This is a genomic window from uncultured Mediterranea sp. (genome assembly GCF_902493215.1).
GTDB lineage: Bacteria > Bacteroidota > Bacteroidia > Bacteroidales > Bacteroidaceae > Bacteroides.
Window position 1 is genome coordinate 158,493 of sequence record NZ_CABUOL010000005.1, and the last position, 12,252, is coordinate 170,744.

Consider the following 12,252-nt stretch of genomic DNA (forward strand, 5'->3'; position numbering starts at 1 on the left):
CTTTAGAGATTAAAAATTCAGTTTCAGTCTCACGCTGTACGTACGACCCCATGCATAGAACACACGTGCATCCTTCCAAGTATGTGAAGAGCCGTCGATGGCATCTGTAATATACTCCTGATTGAACACGTTGTCGATATTACCATAGAGCGTAGCATTGATCTTACCGATGTTGAAACGATATCTTGCACTCAAGTCGAATACATTGGCATCCGGCATCTTCCAAGGATCGTCATACGACTTCTCGCCATTGGCCACCAAATCACTCGAGCTGAATGACCAGTCTGCATAGTTGCGTCCGTAATAGTTCCAGTCGAGACCAACGCTCAGGTCCTTGGTAATCTTGGCATCGAGACCCAAAGCAGCAGTAGTCTGTGCAGAGTTACCAACCTTCGTTTCATTCAGGTGGATAGTCATCGAAGCATGATCTTCTGCCTGGATACCCGAAGCATGAGTAATTTCACCCTGGTTCGTCCAGTTCTTCACAGGCTGGCCGGTAGAGTCATAGAAATATCCCTTGGCATCGCAATCCCAACGCCAGTAACCCATAGAGAACATACCACGAACATCCAACCACTTGAAGGGTTTGGCAACGAAATCAAGTTCGACACCCTGGTGGATAGCGTTGACACCGCTCATGTTGATACTGATACGGTCTACGAATACACCGTCGCTGTTCTTCAAATCAATACCACGGCTCATGGTCTTGTTCATCCACTTCGTGTGATACAGGTTCAGGTTAGCTGTCAGGAACTTGGAACGGAAACCATAACCCAACTCAGCAGAGAACACCTTCTCGTTTACTGCATCAGGGTTGGTCAGATTACTTGTAGTTGACTGGAGGAAAGCACCACCCGAGAAGAAAGGTGCACGGCTGATATAACCGATATTGGCAAATACATTGTGATTGTCTGTGAGGTTGTAGTTCAAACCGCCCTTGGCTGTCCAACCCAGGAAATTCACCGTTTCCGATTTTGCATGATCAGCATCATAGTAGAAACGGTCGTAACGCCAATAGCCCGTATTTGAAAGAGAACCGGCCACGAAAGCACTCAGTTTGTCTCTGTTGTATTCGGCCTGTGCAAACACACCTTCCTGCAACGTATAGCCATCATAGTCACGGTAAACTACGTCGCCCACCTGCAACTTCTGGTTGACGAAAGCACTGCCGGCCGCTGCAGCAGCATTGTTGGCCACCAATACATTCTGGCGCGAAGAAGAGTCAATGAAATAATCGCCACCATAGAGGTCACAAAGTTCATTGGTGTGTACACCTTTATAATAACGGAAGTCTACACCGCCATAGAAATCGACATATTCACCAAACTTGGTCGTATAAGTAGAAAGCAAACCAATCCAAGTGTGCTTGTTGTAGGACTTGGACATCGCCATTCTGGAACCGTTCTCGCTTTCCTGGTTCAGTTTGTAAACTTCGTCATAAGCAAACGTACCATCTTCGTGACGGAACGTCGTATTCAGTGTTCCATAAGAAGCACCATACCAGTTGCTACGGTCAGCCGATTCCAGTCCCTGGCCAGAGTAGCCATAACCATTACCGATAGAAGCATAGAGGGCAGTACTCAAAGAAGACTTGTTGTCAATCTGCCACAAGTGGTTCAGCGAGAGCTGAGGCTTGTGATAAGCATTGCGGGCAGAAGTCTTGCGCTCGCCGTTCAGGCCATAACCGTAAGTAGGGTTATACTTGTAGGGGCTATCGCCGTTCATGTATTTCTTGGCAACCGTCTGCCAGCCTTCGATGGTCAGACCGTCGTTGTTGTTACGCTGATTGTGCCATTGGGGAGCACCGAAAGCCGTGAATGACAACTGATGGTTGTCGTTGATGCGCTTTGCAATGTTGATGAACCAGTTGTAGGCCTCGTATTCGGTACCCTGGATATATCCGTCAGCCCAAGTCTTGGCACCCAGCAAAGTCAATGCCCAACCCGACTTGCTCATACCGGTAGACACGTTGAACATGATTTTATTGTAACCGTCGTTACCCATTGCATAGGAAACCGAACCGCCTTTCTTGGCCTCTACCGAGTTTGTCACAATATTGATAGAACCACCGACTGAAGGAGCTGATACCTTGGAGGCTCCCAGACCACGCTGTGTCTGCATGCTGCGTGTCACGTCTGACAAACCAGCCCAGTTGGACCAGTAAATACCACCCCACTCCATATCATTCATAGGTACACCGTTGATCATCACTGCGATGTTCTCCGATTCGAAACCACGCATATTGATACGGGAATCTCCGAAACCACCACCTTGCTTGGTTGCATACACACCAGGAGTTGACTTCAAGATTTCAGGGAATTCCTTTGTACCCAACTTTTCTTCGATAAACACCGGCTCGACCGTCGAAACCGCAACCGGCGTCTTGCGGGCAATGGCCACAGATGAAGTAATGACCACGTCGTTCAGCATCACCGCATCGGCATGCATCTGAATAACGCCCAAGTCTACAGAAGCGCCCTTCCGAGTAATTTTCTGTCTCAGGTCTTTGTAACCCACATACTTGAACAACAATGTGGCATTGGCAGCAACGCTTTGCTTGAAATAACCGTCGATGTCGGTTACAGAACCTTGTGTAGTACCTTCTACCATAACGGCAGCACCTACCAAAGGCTCGCCTGTTTCTGCATCAACAAGCTGACCTTTCACTGTAGTGGTCTGTGCAAAGGCAGACACGCTGCACACAGCCATCACAGCAACTAACAGGAAGTGAATTAGATTTCTTCTCATAATTCTGTTTTTAGTTAATAGATATTGTTAATTAAACATTAATTTATGTTTCTTCCTGCAAAGATAATGAATAATATCCATATAAATATTACATTAACGCTACATTTTTTCAGAATGAGAAAGACTTTTTTATAGTGAAGGCTCCATGTAGCTTCCACAAACAGGTAAAGCCATCCGGATGAAGGGCCGGACAACCACATAGGAACAAGAAAAAGACGATAGGAAATCGCTGGTTTCCCCTGACACATTGTAACATATTTTCAATACTAGAAAAAATCAGGCGACCGGCATGCTCAAAAAAGGTTCAATGGGAATGTTTGAAACATAAGGGGGGTATGTTTGAAACATAAGACCCCAATGTTTCAAACATAGAGGCCTCAGGGTTTAAACTCTCCTACAGACACGTTTTCCGGATTGGATGCCAATCCGCATCGTTTGTAAACATATACTACCAAACAAAGAAAAGGCTGCACCAACCTTTCCTGGTACAGCCTTTCTATAACCGAAACAGCCGGGGGCGTTTCCTTGCATAAATCGCATCAATCTTCCATCAGCTTGCGATAGCGCACGCGCTTGGGCTCTTCCTTGCCCAGACGTTTCTGCTTGTTTTCCTCGTACTCCGAGTAGGAACCTTCGAAGAAGAACACATTCGAATCGCCCTCGAAGGCCAGAATGTGCGTACAGATACGGTCGAGGAACCAACGGTCGTGGCTGATGACCACGGCACAGCCGGCAAAATCTTCCAAACCTTCTTCAAGGGCACGAAGGGTATTGACGTCGATATCGTTGGTAGGCTCGTCGAGAAGCAGTACGTTGCCCTCTTCCTTCAGCGCCATGGCCAGGTGCAGACGATTGCGCTCACCGCCGGAGAGCACGCCGCAGAGCTTCTCCTGGTCAGCACCCGAGAAGTTGAAACGCGAGAGGTAGGCACGGGCGTTGATGTCGCGTCCACCCATGCGGATGAGTTCGTTGCCGCCCGAGATAACCTGATAGACACTCTTGTTGGGGTCGATATCCTTGTGCTGCTGGTCTACATAGGCCACCTTTACAGTTTCGCCCACTTCGAACTCACCCCTGTCGGCCTTCTCCAGTCCCATGATGAGACGGAAGAGCGTGGTCTTTCCCGCACCGTTCGGACCGATGATGCCCACAATGCCGTTGGGCGGAAGCATGAAGTTGAGGTCGTCGAAGAGCAGCTTGTCGCCAAAAGCCTTGGCCACGTGTTTGGCCTCGATGACTTTGTTGCCCAGTCGCGGACCGTTGGGGATGAAGATTTCCAGTTTCTCTTCCTTCTCCTTCACGTCCTCGTTCAGCAACTTGTCGTAAGAGTTCAGACGGGCTTTTCCTTTGGCCTGACGGGCTTTGGGCGCCATGCGCACCCACTCCAGCTCGCGCTCCAGCGTCTTGCGGCGCTTGCTGGCTGTCTTCTCCTCCATCTCCATGCGCTTGGTCTTCTGCTCCAGCCAGCTGGAATAGTTGCCCTTCCAGGGAATGCCTTCACCACGGTCGAGTTCCAGAATCCATCCGGCCACGTGGTCGAGGAAATAACGGTCGTGCGTCACGGCAATCACCGTACCCTCGTACTGCTGCAAGTGCTGCTCCAGCCAGTCGATTGACTCGGCATCAAGGTGGTTGGTCGGCTCGTCCAGCAACAGGATGTCCGGCTTCTGCAAGAGCAGGCGGCAGAGGGCCACGCGTCGGCGCTCACCTCCCGACAGATGTTCGACCGACTGGTCTTCGGGCGGGCAACGCAGGGCGTCCATGGCACGCTCCAGCTTGCTGTCCAGGTTCCAGGCATCCGTCGCGTCGATGATGTCCTGCAGCTCGGCCTGGCGGGCAAAAAGCTTCTCCATCTTGTCGGGGTCTTCGTAATACTCGGGCAAGCCGAACTTCTGGTTGATTTCCTCATACTCCGTCAGCGCATCGACAATGGGCTGCACACCTTCCATCACCACTTCCTTCACGGTCTTGGCAGGGTCCAGATAAGGCTCCTGTGCCAGATACCCGACGGAATATCCGGGTGAAAACACCACTTCGCCCTGATAGGATTTGTCCAACCCGGCGATAATCTTCAGCAAGGTGGACTTACCCGAACCGTTCAGACCGATGATACCGATCTTAGCTCCGTAGAAGAACGAGAGGTAGATGTTCTTCAACACCTGCTTGTTGTTCTGCTGGATGGTCTTGTTCAAGCCCACCATGGAAAAAATAATTTTCTTATCGTCTACTGTTGCCATAAAAATAAGGTATATATAATAATGTGTAAAAATGCGTTTGCGAGGTTGTGCCCTGTACAGTCTGCACAATCAGCCGTGAGCCATGACACCTCTTCATAATCTTTGTGCAAAGATAATAAAAAAGACAGAAAGACTTTGCATCTTCAAAAAAACTCTCTATCTTTGCACCCGCTTAACAGCACTAAGGTTTGATTCGCTAGCTCAGCAGGTAGAGCACAACACTTTTAATGTTGGGGTCTTGGGTTCGAGCCCCAAGCGGATCACAAAAGAAAGACCGCTGATAATTTGGAATTATCAGCGGTCTTTCTTTTATGCAAACACGAGGTATCAATATCCCTCTTCCACAAAAGTCACCATTACGCCATCCAACTTGCCGGACAGATAATGTTCGCGCACCCAGACGTTTTCAAAATAAACGATGTTGCCCGCGCCGAAATCCATGCGGAGACCCTCCTTCGAAGCATCCAGCCATTCCCAGTCAAAGTTACCGGTCACTGTACTATAAGGACGGTTCTGCCCTACATAATAATACTGAAAGATTTCCTGACCGCTGTTTCCAGCCTTGGCAAACTTCAGCTGATGAATGCATGTCACCTCGACATTATCTTCATTGGTTGTCTCATAGGTTTCTGACCATGTATGGGCACACAGGGCTTCATCGGTATTCTGGAAGGTTTGATAAACCACATCGTCGCCACAGGAAGACACAAACGAGGCCAACAGACCGACAATCAGTATTTTCACACAATTCACAAATTTCATACTCTTTCTTCTTTAAAGTTAATAATGGCGACAAACATACGGAAAATGTCGCTACACACCAATTATTATAAGAAAGAATAACAAAATCGGCCTATACAACAAGCCTCATCAGATTCGCAATAAAGGATAACCAACGACCGGAAATGATGGTTAAAAAAAAAATTTTTATAGAAAACTTAGGCAAAACTTTGCAATCATCAACATATCCGTTACCTTTGTAACGACATTTAGAAGAGTAAAACATGCCGTTATGGGCCAAGTTCCATAAACGGCAATTTGAGAACCTAACCAAATTTTGTTTAACCAAATTGTTATGAACATGAAGAAATTTGTGATTTTTTTGTTCGTGCTGGCAGCTTCATTGTCTGTCAAGGCACAAGTGTATGTAGGCGGTTCGCTGGGTTTATGGCACAATGATGATGCCGACAAAACGTCGTTTACCCTGGCTCCCGAAGTAGGTTATGAACTGAATGAAGCATGGTCGGTCGGTGCCACACTGGCCTTTACCCACAGCAAGACAAAGACAGAGGAACACAAAATCATTGCCAACGGTTTTGCCTTTGCCCCCTATGCCCGTTATTCCTTCTTCAACAGCAAGATTGTGCGCCTGTTTGTAGACGGTGGAATCGGAGTTTCCACTTACAAAATCAAGGACGGAGGAGATGCTACTTCCGGATTCGAACTGGGCCTCAAGCCTGGTATAGCCATCAAGCTGAACGAGCACTTCAGCTTCGTCACCAAATATGGTTTCCTCGGATATCGGGATGACTACATGCTGGGCAGCTCGGATGGTTACGGCTTCTCTTTCAGCAGTGAAGACCTGTCCATCGGCTTCCACTATGTATTCTGATGCAACGGCTTTCGATTGACTGACAGAAACAGCTTTCATCCTTATGGTTTCCTGCCGGGATGAAAGCTGTTTTTGTTTATCGGATGTCAGGCGAAATCATTCGGCAGACTGGTTGCCTGCATACAGATTGTCGATGATACCGTCGGCCAAGCCGATAACCGGCACATGTACATACTGTGCCTTCACCGTTTCGGCAATGGTCAGGAATATCTTGGCGGCGGGCACGATAACATCGGCACGGTCGGCCTTGAGGCTAAACTCCTTCATGCGCTGTTCGGGAGTCAACGGACTAAGTTCGTCGTACAGTTCCTGCAAGGAAGCAATAGGCATCCGCTGGAGTTTCTTGTCTTTCTTGTCGGCCAAGCGGTAGAGTTTGTTGATGTTTCCACCCGAACCGATGATGTTGATATCGGGAAAATCGGCTGTCAGGCGGGTCAGGTCGTCTTTCATCTGTGTCCAGACTTCCTCCTGCACGGCATTGCTCAGCATACGCACGGTACCGATGTTATAGGACAGAGACTGTACCAGCACGCCGTTGGTCAGCAGATTGATTTCGGTACTGCCTCCACCCACATCCACGTAGATATAATTGCCGGTACGGTCTTCCAGACACTCCACATGATTGTTGTAAATCATACGGGCCTCCTCCTGACCGTCGATAATCTCGATGCGGATCCCCGTATCTTTCAACACTTTCTTGATGACCGCCTTGCCGTTGCGTGCATCGCGCATGGCCGACGTGGCACAGGCACGATAGTCGGTCACTTCGTATATCTTCATCAGCTGGCGGAAAGCCTTCATCAGACGGCGCAGCTTTACAGCCTTGTTTTCCGAGAGCTCACCCAAAGAAAAGACATCAAATCCCAGACGGAGGGGTACACGAAGCATCAGCACTTTCGAAAGGCGACGGCTCACCAGGCTCTCGTTCTCCTCCTCTTTCTTGATCAGAAGCCGCACGGCATTCGAACCGATATCGATGGCGGCATAACATTTCTTACACATATATATATTCTTATTTGTTCTCTTGCGACTGATTCATCTCCTGGTAATACTTGTACAATGCTTCCTGCGAACGGAAAGGAACTTCACTATCCGTCGTCCAGGGCTTGTTCTCTCCCCTGCCGTCGACTATGCGCCCCTGCATGTTGTCGCGCAGGCCATAATCGATGACCCGGGCCAGGTCGGCCTTGATGGCAGGATCGTAGACAGGCGTCACCACCTCCACCCGATTGTCCAAGTTGCGGGGCATCCAGTCGGCCGAACCGATGAAACACTTTTCTTCACCACCGGCCGCAAAAATAAAGATGCGAGAATGTTCCAGATAACGGTCGATGATACCGCAGATATGGATGGTATCGCTCACCCCCGATATGCCTGTCACCAGCGAACAGTTGCCGCGCACCAGCAAATCGACGGGCACGCCGTTGGCCGAAGCCTCATACAATTTCTTCACCATATCAGTATCCGTGATATGGTTTATCTTGACCCGTATGTAGGCCGGCTTTCCCTGCTGGCGGTTCTTGATTTCAGCATCGATCAGCTTGAGGAATTTCTTCTTCATCTCATTGGGTGATACCAGCAGTTCCTTGAAAGATACCGGCATATAGGGTTTCTCGATAAATGTAAACACAGAGTTGACATCGCGCACCACATTACGGGCGGCAGTCATCAGCATATAGTCCGTATAAACCCGTGCATTGCCTTCGTGGAAGTTTCCTGTACTGATGCAGGCGATGTCGCTACCGTTCTTCATGCCGATGTGGGTTATCTTGGAATGCACTTTCAGATTCTCCACCCCAAAAATGACGTGAATACCCGCATCCTGCATTTTCTTCGACCAGCTGATGTTAGACGCCTCGTCGAAACGAGCCAGCAATTCGATGACAACCGTCACCTTCTTCCCGTTACGGGCAGCACAGATGAGGGCACGCACCACCTTGGAATCTTTGGCCAGACGGTAAAGGGTCGTCTTGATGCTCTTTACCTCCTTGTGTATGGCGGCTTCCTGCAACAGGCGGATGTAGTAGTCGAAGCTGTGATAAGGTACATGTATAAAGCGGTCGCCCTTCTGTACCAGCTTCAACAGACTCTCGCCACTGTCCAGTTCAGGGCGTACCAGAGGCTCCCAACGGGGATATTTCAAGTCTTTCCGTCCGCAGTCGGGAAAAGACATCAGGTCTTTGTGGTTGTGATAACGGCCACCGGCCAATACGGTATCCAGCTTGTCAAGGTTCAACATGTTCATCACACGCTTGTGCAGGTCTTTGGGCATGGCGGCATCGTAAATGACACGCAGCGCATCACCCTTCCGGCGGCTCTTCACTCCCTTGGATATTTTCTGCAACATGCCGTTGCGCAGGTCGTTGTCTATCTCCATTTCGGCATCCTTTGTAAACTTGAAGGCGTATGCTTCGAAATGGTCATAGTTCAATCCGCCGAAAATCATCGGGAGGCAGAAACGGATAACATCGTCCAGATACATCAGGTAGTTGTTTCCATTCTTGTCGGGCAGGCGCACAAAGCGTCCGCAGACCGAAACCGGAAGCTCAATCAAGGCATAATCGCCTTGTTTCTTATGGCCTGACTGCATCTTTACAGCCAGATAGATGTTCTCGTCGGTCTCGTCGGCCAGTTGTTTTACCGCCGAAATCCATACCGGACTCACAAAACCACTCAACTGCTGACGGAAGAAGGTACGTACATATTGCTGCTGTTCGTCATCGAGTTCGTTTTCCTTCAACAGACAAATGTGCTCGGCACGCAACTGCTGGGTAACGTCGCGGATGGCCTCTTCGTACTCCTTGGCGTACTTGTTGTTCAGCTTGTTGATTTGCTTGATGAGCTGACGGGCATGTTCACGCTCGGCCCGTACGCTCCTGTCATCACACTCGGCAATACGACTCAGCGTAGCCATGCGTACACGGAAAAATTCATCCAAATTGTTTGAATAGATACCCAGAAAGCCCAACCGTTCCAACAAAGGAATCTGCTGCTTGGTTGCTTCCTGAAGGATGCGCCGGTTGAAGTACATCCAACTCAGGTCGCGCTCCACGTATGCCTCCGACAAGGTTTTCTTGTTGACCGTCCTGTTTGCCATAAGTTTCACAATTTTTCCGCAAAAGTAGAGGACGGGTGTTACATTCAGATTTCAAAACGGTTACAATATTCATACGGCACACCCAACGGAAAACGTCCGGAGTGTGCAACTTCTTCCAGTGCATCCAGAATGATTCGTTCGGCACTACGTACCCAATAACGGAACTCCGCATTCGGACGATAGCCCTGCTCGAAGTCGAGCAGGCGTTGCAGGTCGAACGAATCGGCCACAATGCCGGCACCAGTCAAAGCTGCATCATAGGCATTGCAATCCTGTTCGATATGGGCAGGCACCATCAGCAAAGGCTTGCCCAGATACATGGCTTCGCACACTGACTCGAACCCTGCTGTTGTAGCGTAAGCGCGGCAACCGGACATGTAACGCAGAAACTTCATGTCGTCTATCTGATGAAAAGTCAGCGTACCGTCCATGCAGCAAGTTTCTTCTTCACCCGGCTTGTCCCAAAAGAAATGGAGGGGTACACGCGGATAACGCTGATGCCAACCCAACACATCCTGCGCAAAGCCCGCATTGAGCAGGTAGCCGTGCAGATAGTCACCTTTCTCACTCTCGCAAGCCAGCACTTCCGGACGAAGCAAAGGCGGAATCACCCGAATGCGGGAAGAAGGGTTGTCGTCCATCGGACGGAATGACAAAGCGAGCCTGCGACAGGTACCGATACAAGTCAGACGGGTAAAGAAGCGTAACAGGAAAAGACTCCATCCACTTTTTCGCGGAAAGCGGAAGTCGGGATGCAGAAAAAGATATTGATGCCCGATGCAGACCTGCGGAACCGGAGGACGGAAGAAACAGTAAGTCAGCCCTGTCAGCAATTCGTAGAAATTGATGACCAGCTCAGCCTCCGTTTCCCGGATACGCCGGTTGATGTATTGCATGCTTCGTACATAGGCTGGCAGACGGAACAGGTTGTAGGCCACGCTGCGCGTGAGACTGACCCGACGATTGGCCGGTGTAGGCAGAAAGTTGGGACTCAGGAAACGCTTCACCGGTGCCTTGATGCTCCGGTTGAAGAAACCGGGAAGACTGCGCGAGCTGCTCTGCCCCACCAGCACTTCGACCACATCGTACCCGTTGCGCCGCAAGATGCCTTCCAATGTAATGGCTTGGGTGAGGTGTCCCCGCCCTTCGCCTTGAATGATGAACAATACTTTCATAGGACTTCAATACATATATATAGAGGTGTGTTCGGATAATAGACTTAAACTAACCGCACCTGCATCACGCAGATGCGGAGCAAAAAGAGAATATATGAATTTACGTAAGAAATGCTTCTCGACGTTGAGGTCAGATATATTCTTCAACCATAAACATATCGCTGACAAAATCGTCCACGACACGTTCCAGGTTCTCACAGGCTTCATCGGGCGTTTCGCCGTAAGCGCTGCACAACAGATTGTTCATGTAATAGGCAAAAAATCCGCCGCCTGCGGCAGCTTCTACCGTGTAATCATTCTGATTCAGTTGCATAATCATTCCTCCTATTTTTATTTGGCATTGCAAAAGTGCACAAACATTGTTGCAACCATGTTTAGACAACATTACAAATCTGCTAAAATAACCGGTTGCACACTTTGAAAGAAGCCCCTGCCACACCGACCTGCAATTTCCCTACAGAAGACGACCCTTTTCCCAAAGTATTTGCGTACTTTTGCACAACTATAACCAAAAGGAGTTTTCATCATGAAGAAACTGATAAAGGGAGCCCGCTTCACTCCCAAAAACTATTCCGATGAAGTGGAAGCAAGAATACAGCAATACAAACGCGAAGGCGTCCGCCTGCCGCAACGCCACCTGCTCCGTACCGAAGAACAGCTGGCCGGCATCCGCGAGAGTGCCAAAATCAATACTGCCCTGCTCGACTATATTTCTGAGAATATCCGTGAAGGCATGTCTACGGCCGAAATAGACCACATGGTCTACTGCTTCACCACCGACCACGATGCCATCCCCGCCCCCTTCCTTTACGAAGGTTACCCGAAGAGTGTATGTACCAGCATCAACGATGTCGTGTGCCACGGCATCCCCAGCACCAGGGAAATCCTGAAAAGCGGCGACATCGTCAACGTCGATGTATCGACCATCTACAAAGGTTATTTCTCAGACGCATCGCGCATGTTCATGATCGGCGAAGTGAGTCCCGAAATGAAACGTCTCGTTGAAGTGACCCGCGAATGCCGCGACATCGGCGTACGCATGGCACAGCCCTGGACACGCCTGGGAGACATAGGTGCCGCCATCCAGGAACATGCCGAGAAGAACGGCTACAGTGTGGTACGCGACCTGTGCGGCCACGGATGTGGTGTCAAATTCCACGAAGAGCCCGACGTAGAGCACTTCGGCAAGAAAGGAACGGGCATGATGATTGTACCGGGCATGACGTTCACCATCGAACCGATGATCAACATGGGCAGTTATGAAGTCTTCATCGACGAGGCCGACGGATGGACCGTCTGCACCGACGACGGCCTGCCCTCGGCACAGTGGGAAAGCATGGTGCTGATTACCGAGAACGGAAACGAAGTACTGACAGAATAAGG

At 49.6% G+C, this 12,252-nt stretch carries 9 protein-coding genes and 1 tRNA gene; 3 read left to right on the forward strand and 7 right to left on the reverse strand.

Features of this window, described 5'->3' with window-relative positions:
- Positions 1 to 9: 9 nt before the first annotated feature.
- Both RDO88_RS04935 and ettA read right to left on the reverse strand, forming a co-directional pair.
- On the reverse strand, positions 10 to 2,748 hold the full coding sequence (locus RDO88_RS04935; protein ID WP_307758315.1) for a TonB-dependent receptor domain-containing protein: 2,739 nt from the start codon (positions 2,746 to 2,748) through the stop codon (positions 10 to 12).
- A gap of 539 nt (positions 2,749 to 3,287) precedes the next feature.
- Positions 3,288 to 4,985 carry an energy-dependent translational throttle protein EttA gene (gene ettA / locus RDO88_RS04940; protein WP_307758316.1) on the reverse strand — a complete coding sequence of 566 codons (1,698 nt, stop codon included), beginning with the start codon at positions 4,983 to 4,985 and terminating at the stop codon, positions 3,288 to 3,290.
- Positions 4,986 to 5,175: 190 nt separating this feature from the next.
- On the opposite strand from ettA, the gene RDO88_RS04945 reads away from it, so the two are divergent.
- Positions 5,176 to 5,248 (forward strand) — tRNA-Lys (locus RDO88_RS04945).
- A gap of 64 nt (positions 5,249 to 5,312) precedes the next feature.
- Here RDO88_RS04945 and RDO88_RS04950 read toward each other — a convergent pair.
- Positions 5,313 to 5,747: a hypothetical protein gene (locus RDO88_RS04950; RefSeq protein ID WP_307758317.1), complete on the reverse strand. Its 435-nt coding sequence runs from the start codon at positions 5,745 to 5,747 to the stop codon at positions 5,313 to 5,315.
- 319 nt (positions 5,748 to 6,066) lie between these two features.
- Between RDO88_RS04950 and RDO88_RS04955 the strand changes: the two genes are divergently transcribed.
- Positions 6,067 to 6,597, forward strand: coding sequence for an outer membrane beta-barrel protein (locus RDO88_RS04955; protein ID WP_307758349.1), 531 nt, complete (start codon positions 6,067 to 6,069; stop codon positions 6,595 to 6,597).
- Positions 6,598 to 6,693: 96 nt separating this feature from the next.
- Here the strand turns inward: RDO88_RS04955 and RDO88_RS04960 are convergent, their stop codons facing one another.
- From RDO88_RS04960 to RDO88_RS04975, 4 genes are all read right to left on the reverse strand, one after another.
- A complete protein-coding gene (locus RDO88_RS04960; protein WP_307758318.1) occupies positions 6,694 to 7,599 on the reverse strand; it encodes a Ppx/GppA family phosphatase in 906 nt (301 codons plus the stop codon).
- 10 nt (positions 7,600 to 7,609) lie between these two features.
- A complete protein-coding gene (locus RDO88_RS04965; protein WP_307758319.1) occupies positions 7,610 to 9,694 on the reverse strand; it encodes an RNA degradosome polyphosphate kinase in 2,085 nt (694 codons plus the stop codon).
- Positions 9,695 to 9,738: 44 nt separating this feature from the next.
- Positions 9,739 to 10,869, reverse strand: coding sequence for a glycosyltransferase family protein (locus RDO88_RS04970; protein ID WP_307758320.1), 1,131 nt, complete (start codon positions 10,867 to 10,869; stop codon positions 9,739 to 9,741).
- 130 nt (positions 10,870 to 10,999) lie between these two features.
- On the reverse strand, positions 11,000 to 11,188 hold the full coding sequence (locus RDO88_RS04975; protein WP_234983982.1) for a hypothetical protein: 189 nt from the start codon (positions 11,186 to 11,188) through the stop codon (positions 11,000 to 11,002).
- Positions 11,189 to 11,395: 207 nt separating this feature from the next.
- On the opposite strand from RDO88_RS04975, the gene map reads away from it, so the two are divergent.
- Complete coding sequence (gene map, locus RDO88_RS04980) at positions 11,396 to 12,250, forward strand: type I methionyl aminopeptidase (RefSeq protein WP_307758321.1); 855 nt, start codon at positions 11,396 to 11,398, stop codon at positions 12,248 to 12,250.
- Positions 12,251 to 12,252: the final 2 nt, after the last annotated feature.